Annotated in this window: 17 protein-coding genes; 6 read left to right on the top strand and 11 right to left on the bottom strand. The window is 61.6% G+C overall.

Going from position 1 to position 16,041, the window contains the following annotated elements:
• The first annotated feature begins 129 nt into the window (after positions 1–129).
• Positions 130–576: a thioredoxin TrxC gene (gene trxC, locus BM346_RS15425; protein WP_092015229.1), complete on the top strand. Its 447-nt coding sequence runs from the start codon at positions 130–132 to the stop codon at positions 574–576.
• Here trxC and BM346_RS15420 read toward each other — a convergent pair.
• Together BM346_RS15420 and BM346_RS15415 are read right to left on the bottom strand one after the other, a co-directional pair.
• The gene (locus BM346_RS15420; protein WP_092015226.1) at positions 566–805 is read right to left on the bottom strand and encodes a hypothetical protein; all 240 of its coding nucleotides are present in this window, start codon (positions 803–805) and stop codon (positions 566–568) included. The two genes, trxC and BM346_RS15420, sit on opposite strands and share 11 nt — an antisense overlap.
• A 37-nt stretch (positions 806–842) precedes the next feature.
• Positions 843–1,283, bottom strand: a complete 441-nt coding sequence (locus BM346_RS15415; protein ID WP_092015223.1) for a VOC family protein — start codon at positions 1,281–1,283, stop codon at positions 843–845.
• A gap of 207 nt (positions 1,284–1,490) precedes the next feature.
• Between BM346_RS15415 and wrbA the strand changes: the two genes are divergently transcribed.
• From wrbA to BM346_RS15400, 3 genes are all read left to right on the top strand, one after another.
• The gene (gene wrbA / locus BM346_RS15410) at positions 1,491–2,090 is read left to right on the top strand and encodes an NAD(P)H:quinone oxidoreductase (RefSeq protein WP_092015220.1); all 600 of its coding nucleotides are present in this window, start codon (positions 1,491–1,493) and stop codon (positions 2,088–2,090) included.
• A 68-nt stretch (positions 2,091–2,158) separates the two neighbouring features.
• Complete coding sequence (locus BM346_RS15405; protein ID WP_092015217.1) at positions 2,159–3,100, top strand: aldo/keto reductase; 942 nt, start codon at positions 2,159–2,161, stop codon at positions 3,098–3,100.
• 24 nt (positions 3,101–3,124) lie between these two features.
• Positions 3,125–3,781 (top strand): DUF6064 family protein, encoded by a 657-nt coding sequence (locus tag BM346_RS15400; protein WP_092015214.1) that lies wholly within the window; start codon positions 3,125–3,127, stop codon positions 3,779–3,781.
• A gap of 37 nt (positions 3,782–3,818) precedes the next feature.
• Here the strand turns inward: BM346_RS15400 and BM346_RS15395 are convergent, their stop codons facing one another.
• From BM346_RS15395 to BM346_RS15370, 6 genes are all read right to left on the bottom strand, one after another.
• Complete coding sequence (locus tag BM346_RS15395; protein WP_092015211.1) at positions 3,819–4,421, bottom strand: methyltransferase family protein; 603 nt, start codon at positions 4,419–4,421, stop codon at positions 3,819–3,821.
• 262 nt (positions 4,422–4,683) lie between these two features.
• Positions 4,684–4,935, bottom strand: a complete 252-nt coding sequence (locus BM346_RS15390; protein ID WP_092015208.1) for a YkoF family thiamine/hydroxymethylpyrimidine-binding protein — start codon at positions 4,933–4,935, stop codon at positions 4,684–4,686.
• Positions 4,936–5,057: 122 nt separating this feature from the next.
• On the bottom strand, positions 5,058–5,957 hold the full coding sequence (locus BM346_RS15385; protein ID WP_227662796.1) for a DUF1853 family protein: 900 nt from the start codon (positions 5,955–5,957) through the stop codon (positions 5,058–5,060).
• Positions 5,958–6,033: 76 nt separating this feature from the next.
• Positions 6,034–7,158: an App1 family protein gene (locus tag BM346_RS15380; RefSeq protein WP_092015203.1), complete on the bottom strand. Its 1,125-nt coding sequence runs from the start codon at positions 7,156–7,158 to the stop codon at positions 6,034–6,036.
• A 160-nt stretch (positions 7,159–7,318) separates the two neighbouring features.
• On the bottom strand, positions 7,319–8,563 hold the full coding sequence (locus tag BM346_RS15375; protein ID WP_206675659.1) for a lipase family alpha/beta hydrolase: 1,245 nt from the start codon (positions 8,561–8,563) through the stop codon (positions 7,319–7,321).
• A gap of 22 nt (positions 8,564–8,585) precedes the next feature.
• Complete coding sequence (locus BM346_RS15370; RefSeq protein WP_092015197.1) at positions 8,586–8,840, bottom strand: TFIIB-type zinc ribbon-containing protein; 255 nt, start codon at positions 8,838–8,840, stop codon at positions 8,586–8,588.
• A 258-nt stretch (positions 8,841–9,098) separates the two neighbouring features.
• Between BM346_RS15370 and BM346_RS15365 the strand changes: the two genes are divergently transcribed.
• Together BM346_RS15365 and BM346_RS15360 are read left to right on the top strand one after the other, a co-directional pair.
• Positions 9,099–10,871, top strand: coding sequence for a putative bifunctional diguanylate cyclase/phosphodiesterase (locus BM346_RS15365; protein WP_092015194.1), 1,773 nt, complete (start codon positions 9,099–9,101; stop codon positions 10,869–10,871).
• A 1-nt stretch (position 10,872) separates the two neighbouring features.
• Complete coding sequence (locus BM346_RS15360; protein WP_092015191.1) at positions 10,873–11,682, top strand: alpha/beta fold hydrolase; 810 nt, start codon at positions 10,873–10,875, stop codon at positions 11,680–11,682.
• On the opposite strand, the gene BM346_RS15355 is transcribed toward BM346_RS15360, so the two are convergent.
• The 3 genes from BM346_RS15355 to BM346_RS15345 all read right to left on the bottom strand — a co-directional run bounded on the left by BM346_RS15355 (position 11,676) and on the right by BM346_RS15345 (position 16,026).
• Complete coding sequence (locus BM346_RS15355; RefSeq protein WP_092015189.1) at positions 11,676–12,812, bottom strand: NAD(P)/FAD-dependent oxidoreductase; 1,137 nt, start codon at positions 12,810–12,812, stop codon at positions 11,676–11,678. The genes BM346_RS15360 and BM346_RS15355 overlap by 7 nt on opposite strands.
• The gene (locus tag BM346_RS15350; protein ID WP_092015186.1) at positions 12,812–14,137 is read right to left on the bottom strand and encodes an SAM-dependent methyltransferase; all 1,326 of its coding nucleotides are present in this window, start codon (positions 14,135–14,137) and stop codon (positions 12,812–12,814) included. The genes BM346_RS15355 and BM346_RS15350 overlap by 1 nt, the downstream gene beginning before the upstream one ends.
• A 434-nt stretch (positions 14,138–14,571) precedes the next feature.
• Positions 14,572–16,026, bottom strand: coding sequence for a cobyric acid synthase (locus BM346_RS15345; protein WP_092016011.1), 1,455 nt, complete (start codon positions 16,024–16,026; stop codon positions 14,572–14,574).
• Positions 16,027–16,041 lie beyond the last annotated feature (15 nt).

The following is a 16,041-nucleotide window of genomic DNA, read 5'->3' as shown; positions in this document are numbered from 1 at the left end:
GTGGTTCCAGTGGTGAAAAGGGGCATCTTACCACCCGTGACAAATCCCCATGCAACCACCAGCACCAACAACGGCTTGAATCCGGCCCGGGACTGCCCCACATCAACCAGAAACACCGGAGAGGAACCCATGAGCGACATTACCCACGTGATCTGCCCCCATTGCCAGAAAACCAATCGCGTACCCCCGGCCCGCCTGGGGGAGCAGCCAAACTGTGGCGCCTGCAAACAACCCCTGGCCAGCGGCGACATCGCCGAGCTGACTGACAGCGGCATGCCGGCCTTCATCGCCAGGTCGGACCTGCCGGTGCTGGTGGACTTCTGGGCCAGCTGGTGCGGACCGTGCAAGGCCATGGCACCGGCGTTCGAATCCGCAGCGCGGCAATGGGCAGGAAAGGTCGCGTTCGCCAAGGTCAATACGGAGCAGGCCCAGCAGAGCGCGGGGCGCTACGGTATCCGCAGCATCCCCACCCTGATCCTGTTCCGCAATGGCAAGGAAGTGAGCCGCCAGAGCGGTGCCATGTCGGCGGCCCAGCTGGGAGCCTGGCTGCAGAGGAATGCCCCGGCTACTGGTTGAGGTCGACGCCAAGTGCCCCGGGAACAATGCCCGACGTCATGACTCCCCACTGCCTGCCGTTCACGAAGAGAGGCACATAGATAACGATGATGACGCTGGTGGTGCCGGGGAGTATGAAGGTGCCCATGCTCAGGTAGGTGCACGTGCGCAGGTTTTCCGGCTCCTGGCCCGAAACCGTGATTCGCTTGTGCACACTCCTGGCCGCATCCACACGGGGATCACCGGTCATGGGCGGGGCGCTGGCGCCTTAAAAAACCCAGAGGGCCTTACCAGCTGCCTGTGTTATCCATGCTGGCCCATGGCTCTTTTATCGGCAGGGGATCATCTTTCTGAAGGAGCTCGACGGAGATCCCGTCGGGAGACCGCACGAACGCCATCCGGCCATCCCTCGGGGGCCGATTGATTGTGACGCCGCCATCCATGAGCCGCTGGCAGAGGGCATAGATGTCGCTTACCCGGTAGGCCAGGTGGCCAAAGTTACGCCCCCCGGAATACTCCTCCGGGTCCCAGTTCCAGGTGAGCTCAATCATCGGCGCCCGCTCTTCCAGGGCCCTCTTTTCATCCTCCGGGGCCGCCAGGAAAACGAGGCTGAAGCGGCCCTTCTCCACATCCTTGCGGCTGACCTCCTTCAGACCCAGCAGATCACAGTAAAAATGAAGGGATTCATCGAGGTTGCTGACTCGAACCATGGTGTGCAGGTATTGCATAAAGGACTCCAGAGCGTGTTGTGAAGGTTCCGTCCAGTATAGTCCTCGCCGGAAACAGATGAAGCCGGCGGAACGGACCGGTAACCATCAGTTCTTTTGAAGAAAGGGGTCGAAATATTCCGTTTTTGGTCCAAGGGTAACCTGAACTAGGATGATGGCCGTATAGCGGTTAGCGGCCGCCCAACTGTGAATCCCAGGAGGTTACCCATGGCGAAGGTTCTGGTTCTTTACTACTCAATGTACGGTCATATGGAAACCATGGCAGAGGCCGTGGCAGAGGGAGCCCGGGCGGTATCCGGTGCAGAGGTGACGGTCAGGCGGGTACCCGAGACGATGGATGCCGAGGCCTTCCGCGATGCCGGCGGCAAGACCGATCAGAAGTTTGATGTGGCCAGGCCCGAGGATCTTGCGGACTACGATGCGATTCTCGTGGGCACCCCCACCCGTTTCGGCAACATGGCGGGGCAGATGCGCAACTTCTTTGACCAGACCGGTGGCCTCTGGGCCAAAGGCAAACTGTTCGGCAAACTGGCCAGCGTCTTTGCCTCCACCGGAACTGGTGGCGGCGAGGAGCAGACCATCACCACGACCTGGGTAACCTTGTCCCATCACGGCATGATCCTCGTGCCCATTGGCTATGGGACACCTGAGCTGTTCGATATCTCCCAGGTCAGTGGCGGCACACCCTACGGTGCGACTACACTTGCCGGCAGTGACGGGTCACGGCAGCCGGACGACCGTGAACGGGCAATCGCCCGCTTCCAGGGCAAGCACGTGGCCGAGCTGGCCGTGAAGCTGTTCGGCTGACCCAAACAGTGTCCCGTCCGGGTAATGGCAGGAAGGCGCTCCTGCCGCCACCTGAACGGAGGTTCCCCATGGACCACCAGTGGTCGATACACCGCCGCCGGCTGCTGCAGATGCTTGCCGCCGGCACCGCACTCTCCGCCCTGCCCTTACCGCTGTCACTGGCCCAGGGGCGGCAACCATTGGCGCTTGAACGCACCATCCCTTCCAGCGGGGAGGCTGTTCCCTCTGTAGGGCTTGGCACCTGGATCACCTTTAACGTGGGTGACAACCAGCGCCTCCTGGACAGCTGCGCCGACGTAATGGCCGCCTTTTTTGACGGTGGCGGCGCCATGATCGACTCCTCCCCGATGTACGGCTCCTCCCAGAATACCGTGGGCTATGGTCTCGACAGGCTGAACGCCCGGGATGAGGTCTTTTCCGCAGACAAGATCTGGACCCGGGATGGTGACGAGGGCAGGCCCCAGAGCCGGGAATCCGCCGACCTCTGGCGGATCGAGGGATTCGACCTGCTGCAGGTCCACAATCTGGTCAGCTGGCAGGCTCACATGAAAACCCTTCGGGCCATGAAGGAGGAAGGCACCGTTCGCTATATCGGCATCACCACCTCCCACGGCCGCCGTCACGACGAGATGGAACGGATCATGCGCTCCGAACCCATCGACTTTATTCAGCTGACCTACAATCCGGTTGACCGGGAGGCAGAGGACAGATTGCTGCCACTGGCCCGGGAAAAAGGCATAGGCGTTATCGTGAACCGCCCCTTCCGCCGGGGCGCACTGACCGAAAGCCTGGCCGGTGATCCGCTGCCGGAGTGGGCAGGCGAGGTGGACGCCAGCTCCTGGGCCCAGCTGATTCTGAAGTTCATTCTCAGCAACCCCGCTGTCACCTGCGCCATCCCGGCCACAACCCGCGTTGACCATGTCCGGGAGAACCTCGCCGCCGCTACCGGACCGTTGCCTGACCATGACTTCCGGGAGCGGATCTCGGACACCATCCGGTCTTTATACTAGTGCACCTGACCATAAGGCATTGCCGTGGAAACCCTGTTTAGCTACCGCCCCGGGGACCTGTTGCTGTTCTCGCCCCGGGTCTACTGGCAGCTGGTGGCCGGCAATAACGATGCTTTCTGGCCCCTGCCCCTGCTGGCGCCACTGATGGCACTGGTGCTGTTATGGGCCCTGTACCGGCAGGCGCCCGCGTTCATTCGCACCAGCCTGGCCCTGACCGCAGTGGCCTGGGCCTTTGTCTGCCTGTCTTTCCTCTGGCTCGAGTACCGCACCATTAATCCCTGGGTGACCTGGACGATCGCCCCCTTCCTGTTTCAGGGAGGCGCTCTCCTGCTGACAGCAGCAAGACCGCCACAGCCCCCTGCCCAGCCTCACCGCAAGGGTCTGTCATTAATGCTGGTTGCCTGGGGCGGGCTGATCCATCCCCTGGGGGTATTGGTGGACCAGAGGAACTGGGCAGCGGCGGACACCTGGCTGCTGTACCCGGAGCCCCTGGCGGTCGCGACCCTTGGCCTTGTACTGGGTCTGACCAGAGGCTGGCGGTGCGCCCTGCTGCTGCCCATCCCCATGGTGTGGTGCGTCATCGGTGGCGCCACCCTGCTGGGGCTGGAATCCCCCTTTGGCTGGGGAGTGTTACTGGCGCCGCTGGTGGCCATTACAGCCTTGCTGCCCCTGACCCGCTGATGGGCCCGTCAGGTTAAAACGCCGACCTTCCGGGGTGTCATAGCCAGCGGGGAACCCGCTGACGGTATTGCCTGTACGGCTCGCCGTAGCTTTCGGCCAGGGCCGACTCTTCCGCCAGTGCCTGACGGCGGATCACCCACACCCCCACCACCAGGCACGCCAGTGAGAACACACTGGGCAGCGCAAGGAAGAATCCCAGCTGGCCCAGTATCACGGCAAGGAACAACGGGTTGCGGCTGCGGGCATAGGGCCCCGATGTGACCAGCCCGGGTCTGTTTTCCACCGCGATTCCGGACCGCCAGTCCTCATGCATGTACGCCTGCAGGTAACTGGCCAGGCCGAAGGAGCACAGCAGCATAAACACGCCCAGCAGCAGCACCGGCGGCTGGTATAGCCAGCTGAAGACGCCAAGCCAGGGATCAATGTCTGCGAACATCCGTACCAGGCAGACACCGAGGATTGCCGCCCGAAAGATATTGAACAGTTGTCGGTTCCACCAGGCGGCGGAGCCGGAACGGCCATACTGGATGTGGGAGAAGCCAAGGCGCGCAGAGAGACCCATTGCACGGGTGGCAAAAAGGACTCCGATCAACAGAAAGAATGTGCCGAGAAAGTGGCGGGTAAAAAGTTCGACAGACATGGATCCGGTTCAATTTGATACATCAAAGATGCTTCAAGAGTAGCGGACCGTGCCCTTTCAGGGAAGTTCAGTTTTCTGAGAGAGTACGGGCCGAAGCGCAGCTGGCCAGTCGGGAAAAATCCCGATTGTGCCCACATCCCGGACCATTATGTCCTCCAGCAGAAATCTCTGGGGCCACACCTTCCACCGGGTGCACTTCGGCCTCGATGTATTCCCGGATCATATGCCGGTGACAGAGTGATGAAGCCCTGGTGACGGTCCGTTACTCTTCCGGTCGGCGGTCGCCGTTAATGAACTTGGCCACGAAGACGGCTTCACCATACTGCTCGAAGGACCATTTCATGGTGTCGGACAGGACCCTCATGACCTGGTCGTACTCACCAAATACCTCAGAGCTGATGCGATCGGCGTAAACTTCCAGGCCACTCTTCTTCAGGCGATCGACTACATCCTTGATAGGCGGTTTGAAATTCTCCGTCATCGGATAAAAGCTCAGTTCAACGGACAGGTACATGGCCATCTCCTTCTGTGCTCGGTTTCTGGTGTATCAGTGAGCCTAGCACAGAACCTCAGCCAGCAAAGTTCTCTTCCCGGAAGTTGGCCCCGGGATCTCAGGAAGCGGCCCTGGTCAAAAATTCACCTGGGGGCCGGTGACCCGTCCGGCCAGCGGGCTGGCACCACAAATGTGCGCGCCGTCTCCTGCCATAGTCCTGTTTTGGGGGAATGCTCCAGGGCGGCAAACAGGCGTGGACGATACTGCTCCTTTACACTTGCCAGTGCAGCGGCCGATGCTGACTCGTCCGGCGGCTGCGCCTGCCACCAGGGGCCCAGCCAGTGGGGCTTGCGCAGGGGCACCCAGTGGCGGGTATCCATGGCTCCGGTGTCGTGATGATAAAGCCAGTGTCCCCGCAGGTGATTCCGGGGCACGGTATCCGGGAGGCTGACCACCGCGCCAGAGGGGTAGAACAGGTAGCCGGGCATGAAGATCCGCGGCACCACGGGCCCGTGGATACCCAGATCCATCAGCAGGGCCCGGGTCTCCGGCCGCCCGGTCAGGCGGCTCTGGTGATCCAGCAGGCGCCGGCTCTTCAGGTCCAGCCGGTCCTGGCTGTTGGGTCCGTACCATAACGTCCCGCCGCCGGCGCGGGCCGGATAGCCCAGGTAGAACTTCACCGCAACCTCATGATGTTCCACGTTGCCGGTGGAGGGATTACGCACCAGAAAGTCCAGCTCGCCGATGGTCCTGCCCTGGTCATCACGCACCTGGACATTGCTGGCCAGCAGTTGCCAGCGCAGCAGGTCGGTGAGAAGGCATTGGTAGAGCCGCTCGAAGTAATGCCCCAGGCGGGGGTTCGCTGGCTCGTCCAGCACCGCCGGGCGCATGTCCGGGTGCTCTTGCCACTGACGAAGGCGGGAAAAGGCATCAGCCGGCAAGTAGGCCGACAGGTCGAAACTGGTTCCGGCGGACAGCAGCTGGGGCGCCCGGCAGATCCAGGCCAGGTGATGTGTCGCGGTCTCCGCATCAGTGGGCGTCACGATCACCTCGTCCGGAAACGTGCCGTGGCGCCGGAGCCGGCCCTGGAGGACCTCAAGCCATGCCGCGATGGAAGCATCAGTCGTCTTCCTGCCCGGAGCGACGCTGTTCCTCCCGCACCGCGTCCACAGCGCCGGGATCGATCAGCCCCTGGTCGGCCGCGTGTTCGGCCATGGCCACGTTGTCCGCCGCCAGTATCAGGTCGCACCCCGTCTCCCGGGCTTCCCTTGCCAGCTCGGCGATGGCTTCTGATCGCTCTGGTGTGTTGCTGACATCACGGATGTAGATACCCAGGATACGGTCGGGATACTCCCGCAGGACGTCGCTGTATATCTCGGGGTCACGCTGGCCAGAGTCGCCAACGAGGACAAAGCGCATATCCTGGTACATTTCAAGGAGATGACGTATCGAGTCCAGCTTGTGATCCTTTGCCCTCCGGGGCATCAGGCTACCACGCTTCATGCCCCATTCCCGCAGTATAAGGATCGGCCCATGGGGTATCCGGTTCCGGCGGAAAACCTCCACCAGCACTTCATAGATGCTCCAGGGCCCCCGGGAAACGTAGAACAGCGGGTTTCCCTCCCGCCCTTCGCAACCCTGGTGGAATGCCTGGTACAGTGCGGGCACCCCCGGGAACACCACGCGACTCTCAGCACCCTGGGCAAAGAGGCGCCACATCATCATGGCGGTATTGGCGACGCCGGTGTAGACGACCGTATCGTCGATATCGCTTATGACGCCGTAACGGGCATGGGAAAGTGGGGTGAAGAATTCGCCGCTGGTGGAGGCCCGGTCGTCGGACGGCTTGTCCAGGGAAAGCTCCATCTCATGCCAGGAAACATCCGATGGCATCGAACCCAGCTCCATGTCGACCCGGAAAAAGCCGTGCCGGTCCGTTTCAACGATGGTATCGGTGTCCTTGTAGCGCACCCGCACACGGGCTCCCGTTATGGGCTTGCGCAACAGCCGGCGCACCAGGTCGATGAGATCCCGGCGCAGCCGGTCCTCCCTCAGCGAGGCTCCGAAACCCGGCTGCCGGAAAACCCGCCCCATCAGGAACAGTCGGTTGCGGGAACCGAAGCCCCGGTAAGCCTGGATAAACAGGCCTCCACGGCCACTGTCACCTTTCACAGGGGCGGCCAGCACGTGGAGCCCCCGACGGAAGGAGCGGGCGTATCGGTGAAAGTGACTCTGAAACGACATTCAACCCTCTTCTGGTACGAACCTGCAGATGTCAGCCGCTATCCGGCGGCGCTGACGGCAAGGATAACGTCAATCAATGCCATCCTGTTATAACGTGCTTGATTTCATTGCCGGTATTGACCCAGACGCGCACCGATGAAAAAGCCACGCAGCCGTGCCGTCAGTCCCTGGCCAGCCAACTGCGGATCCGCTCGTAGACCTCCTGACTGTCGAGCAGGTCGAAGTGCCCGAGTCGGGAGAAGACGCTCTGGTGGTGAACCGGAATGGGCAACACCCGCTCGGCATCGTCGTGCAGCCCCAGGGCACTGGTGACAGGTACCAGGCCGTCTCCCCGGGTAAAGGCGCCGGTGTCATCCGGCTCGGACTGCATTGTCGCCGCTATGGCAAGGCATTCGGTATCGGCGGGTAGCGCAACAATTGCTCTGGCATCATGGGGATGCTCCGGCTCAAGCCCCGCCCAGTCTTCATCAACCAGGTTGCCGTACCGTAGGTCCTTTACACCGGCGCTGCGGATTTTTCCCAACCGGCCAATGGGCGCGACGTAAGGGCTCACGCCGGCAAGTGCGTCCACGCGGTTGCCAACCCGCTCCAGGGGTGAGCCGTGATGGGGCGCCCCGAGGAATATCAGCCTGTTCAGCCGATCAGGCCAGGAGTGGCCCGCAATCCGCCCGTAGTGGCATGCGCTGCGCGCAACCAGGCCTCCCATGCTGTGCCCGAGAATAACCAGCTCTTCCACCGGCACCGGCCATGCCCGGACCAGCTGTTCAAGCAGCCCGGCGAACTCGCGGCCATTGGTGGAGATGTGCAGGCCACTGTTGTAATGGAGGTACAGGGGCGTATAGCCAAGGGAACGGGCCAGTTCGGCCCCGTGATCGTGACCCTTGCGCTGCCAGCGCAGATCGTTCATGCACAGGCCGTGGACCATGACCAGGACTCTTGGTGAAGGAGCAGGGAATGCGCCTTCGAGCGACTCCTTGTCCAGATTCAGGGCCTGGCCGTCTTTACGGAAGCTCATGGGAATCGCCAAGGGGTTCCCGGTGGCAACCAGGTAGTCACCCAACACGCCATTGAGGGTCGCCAGCATGTTCTCGCGCTTATCGGAGACCCCCCGGTATTCCAGCAGGGGTCCGAGCTGCCTCAGGGCACTATCAATACCCCTGCCGGCGACGCGGGATATGCCCCGCACGCTGCGGTAGACCAGGCCGGTAATGCCCCGGGTGGGGCCCTGCCGCGAAGGACCGACAATTGGCGCCAGGCCCGAGATATTGCGATGCATGGACTCGACCACGTCCACCACACCGCCAACAGCATCCGTAACCAGCTGACCGGCGCCCCGCAGATCCGAAGACAGGGCCCGGGCCGTACCTTCCCGGCCGCGCTGGGTGCTCCCTGTCGGGCCCGACACGGGCCGGGACCCTCCGGCCATGTCAGAAGTCAAACAGCTCACCCAGCAGGCCGCCTTTCTTCTTCTTGCGATAGCCGTAATCGCCGGACTGTCTGGAGGGCTCACGGGAGTCCTGCCTGGGCTGGGCCGGCGCGGCCGTCTGACCGGAGCGCTCGATGATCTTGTCCAGCTCACCACGGTCCAGCCACACCCCCCGGCATTTCGGACAATAGTCAATCTCAATACCCTGGCGATCAGCCATAACCAGGTTCTCGTCACTACAGATCGGACATTTCATTACAGTCTCCTTTTACTGCCGTATTGGATTCACTCTATCACAGTTGCCGGGGGCCGCCGGTTTTCCTGAGGTGCTACCGGCCGCCGGCTCCGGCCCTGCCGGTGCCTCCACCCGCGGTAAAGGACATTCTGGTCAACCGTTAAAATATGGTTACACTTTCACCATCGCAACCCCGCACGTTTACGGTGAGAATAGGCTAGAAACCTACCATTCATTCCCGAGGTTCGAGTCCATGCTGGCACCACTCCGGAATACTCTATGAGCCGGCCGGACCTTTTCTCCCTCGACGACTTTCCGGTGGGCTGTCTCGTCTCTGACCTGAAGCGTCAGATTCTCTATAGCAATGTGTTCTTCGAGAAGCGCTTCGGCCATGCCGCCCACGACCTGGCCGGGGCCGACCTGTTCACGTTGCTGACCCGGGCATCCCAGATTATCTACGACAGCTATATCGTACCGCTGTTGCTGCGGGAAGGTTCTTGCGACGAAATTCGCCTCAGCCTGGTGAGTCGCGCGGGGGATGCTCTGCCCGTGGTGGCCAACATCTGGCGTGACGATACCGGCGGCGGGCGGATCTACTGGAGCCTGTCGAGCGCCAGCCGGGCGGAGCGGATGTTCCAGGAGCTGGCCGAGGCCAGGGAACTCCTTCAGCAGAAAGTGGCCCAGCTTCATACCCTGTCCGATACCGACCAGCTGACAGGCCTCGCCAACCGCACCGCCATGACACGCCACCTGAGCCAGCAGATGAGCAACGTGAGAGCCGGGCAGTCCGCTTTCGCCCTTGCCTTTATCGATCTGGACGGCTTCAAGAAAGTGAACGACCAGCATGGCCACCAGATGGGTGACAAACTGCTGCGACGGGTGGCCAGGCGCATGGCCAGCAATCTCAGGAGTGACGACCTGATCGCCCGCTTCGGAGGCGATGAATTCGTCATCCTGATGCACGGCGATTTCAGCACCGGCACGGCGGAGGAGTCGCTCAACCGTCTGGTTCAGCAGCTGGCCGAGCCTTTTGAGGTGGATTCAGAACCCCTGGAGATCTCCGCAAGTGTGGGGGTGACCCTGTACCCCCAGTCGGAAGAAATCGACCCCGACCAGCTGATCCGCCAGGCCGACCAGGCCATGTACCAGGCCAAGCTCGCCGGCCGTAACCAGCTCTGCCTGTTCAATGCGGACCGTGAAAAAATCCAGAGGGACAGGAACGAGGAGCTCGCGGCGATTCGTTCCGGCCTTGCAGCCGGCGAATTCGAGCTCTATTACCAGCCCAAGATCAACATGCTGACGGGCCAGGTACTGGGTGCGGAGGCATTGCTGCGGTGGAACCACCCCGTCCTCGGCCTGACGGGACCCGCAACCTTCCTGGCTGCTGTCAACGACACCCCGGTGGGACTGGAAATGGGGCGGTGGGTGATCGCCAATGCCCTGGCACAGCTTCAGGACTGGCACCGGCAGGGTCTGGAGTTGCCCGTCAGCATCAACATCGCCGGATACCATCTTCAGCACCCGGATTTTCTCGCCGATCTGAGCCGTATGCTGGCTGACGTTTCGGAACTGCCCAAGCAGCTGCTTGAGCTTGAAGTGCTCGAAACCAGCACCATTGAAGACGTTGATCAGATTTCCTCGGTAATCACCGCCTGCAAGTCCCTCGGCATCCAGGTGTCCCTCGACGACTTCGGCACAGGATACTCGACACTCGGTCACCTCCGGGACCTGACCGTGGACACCCTCAAAATAGATCGCAGTTTCGTCAAGGATATGCTGACAAATGCGGGTGATCTGGCCATCCTCAAGGGAGTCATCGGTTTTGCCCGCGCCTTCGAGTGCAATGTCATCGCCGAAGGCGTCGAGACCTGGCAGCACAGCCAGCGTCTTATCGACCTTGGCTGCGAATGGGGGCAGGGGTTCTATATCGCCAGGCCAATGCCTGCCGGGGCTCTTGAGACCTGGGTAAGGGATTGGCGAGAGCATGGATTTCACGACAAGTTCCTCAAGGCTGACAGCCACGACAGAGTCGACCTGGAGGAGGGGAGTTAGCATGCCGACAAAAGAGCAGATCGCAGCACGAAACAACGTCAGGATCATCGGCTCGGGACAAAAGACCCTCATGCTTGCCCACGGTTTTGGCTGCGACCAGAATATGTGGCACTACCTTACCCCTGAGCTGAGTGCCCATTACACCCTGGTTCTGTTTGATCACGTGGGCTCCGGCAAATCCCAGCTGTCAGCGTTCAGTCCCTCGCGTTACGCCTCTCTTGAAGGCTATGCCCGCGATGTTGTCGAGATCTGCCAGGCGCTGGACCTTACCGACGTCCACTTTGTCGGCCATTCCGTAAGTGGCACCATCGGCCTGCTGGCATCCCTCAGCGAGCCCGGGCGCTTCGCCAGCCATATCATGGTCTGCCCTTCCCCCTGCTTCCTGAACGACCCGCCGGATTACCACGGCGGGTTCAAGCGGGCGGACCTGGAAGAACTGGTTGAACTGATGGACAGGAACTACATCGGCTGGGCCAGTTACCTCGCCCCGCTGGTGATGGGCACACACAGTTCCGATGCGCTGATCGGCGAGCTCGCAGACAGTTTCTGCTCCACCGATCCACTGGTGGCGAAGACCTTCGCCCAGGCCACCTTCTTCGCCGACTACCGGCACCTGCTGCCTGCTGCAAAACATCCCGCGCTGTTATTACAGAGCGGGACGGATGCCCTGGCCGACGAGAACGTGGGCAAGTACATGCACGCCCGCATGCCCCGGAGCACCCTGCGGATACTGCCAACCGAAGGACACTGTATTCACATGACGCACCCGGACCTGGTCGGAAAGGAGATCCGGGCGTACCTGGATCAGTAGGCTGCTTCCAGAGCCGCTTTCAGGGGCGGCACTTCCTGGTGCAGGAACCACTTCTCCGTCACCACCCTGCGGGTAAACCAGTGGGAGCGCATCAATGTGCCGGCCAGGGGTGTCTTGACCCACTGGGGTAGCTGCCAGCCGTTATCGGGCTGCTCCGCACGGTTGCCAAAGCGTTCGGCAATGGCTTCGCCGTACGGCTGGAGAGAGTCTGCTGAGGTATTTCCCGCAGACCGGATAACCTCCGCGGCGAGCAACGCGGACTCGATGGCCGGGCGTATGCCTTCTCCGCTCTGGGTGTAGGCAAGCCCGGCGGCGTCGCCGAGCAGAAGCACACCATCGTCCACCAGGGGGCGGTGGGCGTGGTTATAGAGCAGGTAGGCGTGGCCCTTGAAGCGGCCGGGCAGATCGGAGGGAATGCGACCCGTCTGCTTCATTTCGTCGAGGAAGTGGTTCAGGTGATCCGACAGTTTGTGATTGTCTTCCCGCCCCAGCCCGATATTCAGGTAGTTGTCCTTACGGAAGATCCAGGCATAGCCCTTGAGGTCGCGGCAGAACCAGAGTTCCGGCGTGTCGCCGCTGGCCCTGCAGGCCTCGGCCTGCTCGGGTGTCATCCTGAACTCCACTTCCTTTGCCGCCACAACGGTCTCGTGACTGCCGGGGCCATCGCCCAGCAGGCGGGCAACGGGACAGAAATGACCACCCGCCCCGACCAAAAGGGGCGCCTGCCAGCGCTCGTTGACCACCCAGTTTTCACCGTCCCGCTCGATGGACCTGACCGGCTCCCCCAGGGCTTTGTCGCACCGGGCCCGCTCCAGCAGGTAATAGTCGAATTCGCACCGGCGGATGCCGTAACTGACGATGTCGCCATGGTCGTTTTCCACCGGCGCCTGCCCCATCATGCCGATACGGAAGCAACGTATCGGTTGCAGGGTGCGGCCCTCGCCGTAATGCTGCGGGTCGATGGAAAGGCTTTCCATGACCGCAGGTGTTACCCAGCCGGCACAGGTCTTGTCACGGGGGAACTCCTGTTTGTCGATCACCAGAACCCGCTTGCCACTGCCTTCAAGGGCGGTCGCGAGTGTTGAGCCTGCCGGGCCTGCGCCGATGATGATCAGATCGTAGTGGTCCATCAGGCTTCCTCTGGCGTGGCGGGTGAGGTGTACAGATCCTGTCGGCTTCGGGGGATGTTGTTGTTTTCCCCGTGGCTGAATACCACCTGGAACAGCTGCAGGGAGCTTGCCCGGAAGGCACCGATGGAGCCTGAAAGGTACATCCGCCAGGCCCGGGTGAAATGTTCGTCGTACATGGCGGTGACCTTGTCCTCGTTCTGGTCGAAGCGTTCCTTCCAGTGGGTCAGGGTCTGGGCGTAATGCAGTCGCAGGTTTTCAACATCCAGCACCGAGAAGTCATTGGCCTCGCAGATGCCCATGAATTCTCCGATGCTGGGAGGGTAGGCACCCGGAAAAATCCGCTTTTCGATCCACGCATTCATCAGCATGGGCCGGTTGCGCCCGATACTGTGTAACAGAGCAAGCCCGTCCGGTTTGAGGCTGCGCTTGATAAGGTCGGACAGGGCCTGGTAGTTTTCCTTGCCAACGTGCTCCAGCATGCCGATGGAGACAAAGGCGTCGTATTCGCCTTTGATATTGCGGTAATCGTCCTCCACGTACTCGATCAGGTGATCCAGTTGCTGGCGTCCCGCTTCTTCCCGGGCGAAGGCGATCTGTTCCCGGGAAATGTTGTAGGCATGCACCTTCACACCGTAATGACGGGCCATGTAACGGGCCAGCCCTCCCCAGCCACAGCCGGCCTCAACCACCGTCATGCCCGGCCCCAGGCGGAGTTTACGGCAGACATGTTCCAGCTTGGCCAGCTGGGCCTGCTCAAGGGTTGCATCCGGCGTTTCGAAATAGGCACAGGTGTACTGCATTTCAGCCTGGTCGAGCCACAGGCGGTAGAACTCATTGCCCAGGTCGTAGTGGTGATGGATATTCTCTCTTGCCTCGTCGATGCCGGTGGCACGTGGGGCATGATTCCTCCACAGCGTTTCAAGCCATCTCGGCCAGTTCTGCATCGCCCGGTGGACATGGCGGTAGAGCGTTTCCAGCAGATCCGGCAGGTCGCCATCGATCAACTGCAGCCGACCGGCGCTGTACAGGTCTCCGAACGCAAGATTGGGGTTGGCAGCCAGTGACCGTAACGCCTTGGGATCGGTTACCTGGAGGGTGAAATCCGCCTTCCCCTGATCCGGCTCTATGGCCTCTCCATTCCACAGCCGGAACCTTACCGGAGGAGAGCCTGCCATTCTAAGCAGCTTGCCAATCATCCAGCGCTCGTAACTGTGGGGCTCCCGGTCGACCTGCAGTTCTCCCAAAGGAAGGGACAACACATGTCCGCCCGTATCGGTGGGCTGAGTCGGCGTTTGTTCGGTATCCCTTGCGGTGTTGTTATTCATGGCGACTCTAATCCTTTATCGTGGCTGTCGTGCATGAGTCCGTCTTGGTGTGGAACGGTTGCGTCATCAGCTAAAAAGGCTCATCCCCACTGCATGACCGGGAACCAGCCCGACGCCAATCAAGTATAGAAAACAACCAGGCGTTGTCACCCCGGTCGTAATGAGGCTGCTGATCAGGGGGTAAAAGGATAAAGCGGGGGAGGTTACTCGGTTCCTGCCTCCCTGGCTTTCCTATTCACTTCGCTGCTTTGGAACCAAAGATGATTTAATGCCTTGGCCTTGCGGCGTGCCGAAGCGTCAGCGCAGGCGCGTCCAGACCATTCAGAAATTGCTCGGCCATTCCGATGTCGGCACAACGGAGATTTATATCCATGTGGTTCACGAGGGCCGTTTTGGCGTCAGACGTCCGGTGGACGCAGCGTTTTAAAGCGTATTCAGAGGGCCAACTGCTTTCGTAGCCAGGCGGTGTCCAGGTGTTGTTCCACCTTATCCGCGAGCCGGTCCAGCTGGTTCTGGCGGTGCTGGTCGTAGCTGACGGCGGTGTGCTCTCCCCTCGCCCCCGCCCAGCCCAGTATGGCCTGGCAGGCGGCGGGCTGGTCGAAGATGCCGTGAACGTAGGTGCCCAAGATCTGGCCATCGTCGCTTATCGCGCCGTCCGGCTGCTCCCCCAGCAGGGCCATCGGACGATCGAGAGCCAGGCCGGTGGTGACGCCATTGTGCATCTCGTAGCCTGTGAAGGACGTGGCCTCCTGGTCGAACACAAGAGTCCCGCTGACGTTCTTCAGTTGCTTGCCCGCCACCATCCGCGTGGTCATATCCAGAAGACCAAGGGCCCCGGTGGAACCGGGCTCGCCTTCCAGGCCATCCGGGTCGGTGACTTCCCTGCCAAGCATCTGGAAACCGCCGCAGATGCCTAAGACCTTGCCGCCGTAGCGAAGGTGTTTACGGACGGCTGCAGACCAGCCCTGCCGTTCCAGCCACTGCAGGTCGTGGCGGGTGCTCTTGCTGCCGGGCAGGATGATCAGATCCGCTGGTGGGATGGCCTGGTCCGGCGCGATAAACCGGAGGTTCACGCCGGGGTGCAGGCGCAACGGGTCGAAGTCGTTGTGGTTGCTGATGCGTGGCAACAGCGGGACCACGACATTGAGGGCGCCGGCTTCGCTGGCGCCACTGGTGCCGACACTGTCTTCGGCGTCTACGATCAGGCCGTGCAGGTAGGGCAGCACGCCGATGACGGGCCGGCTGGTGCGTGAGGTAAGCCAGTCCAGCCCTGGCTCCAGAAGTGCCATGTCCCCCCTGAACCGGTTGATGATGAAACCCACCGTGCGTTCGCGCTCACTCGCCGAAAGCAGCTCCAGCGTACCCACCAGTTGGGCGAACACACCGCCCTTATCGATATCCCCCACCAGCAGCACCGGACAGTCCGCTGCTTCGGCGAAGCCCATGTTGGCGATGTCGTCGGTGCGCAGATTGACCTCCGCCGGGCTGCCGGCGCCTTCGGCGATGATCACGTCGTATCGCTGACTGAGATCCCGCCAGGCTGCCAGTACTGACTTCATGGCCTCGGCCTTGTAGGCGTGGTAGTCCAGCGCATCCATGTTGCCATGGACCCTGCCCCGCAGGATCACCTGGGCACCCCGGTCGCTCTGTGGCTTGAGCAGTACCGGGTTCATGTCACTGTGAGGTTCCAGGCCACAGGCCAGGGCCTGGAGTGCGGTGGAGCGACCGATCTCGCCACCATCCACGGTTACCGCACTGTTCAGTGCCATGTTCTGGGGCTTGAATGGCGCTACCGACACCCCTTGCCTGGCCAGCCAGCGGCAAAGAGCCGCCACCACCGTGGTCTTGCCAGCGTCAGAAGTAGTACCCTGAACCATCAGTGTCGTCACAAACTGCTCCCGCAC

This window comes from Marinobacter daqiaonensis (genome assembly GCF_900115285.1).
Taxonomy (GTDB): Bacteria; Pseudomonadota; Gammaproteobacteria; order Pseudomonadales; family Oleiphilaceae; genus Marinobacter; species Marinobacter daqiaonensis.
The sequence above is the reverse complement of the archived record's forward strand: the minus strand, read 5'-3'. Positions and strand labels throughout refer to the sequence as shown.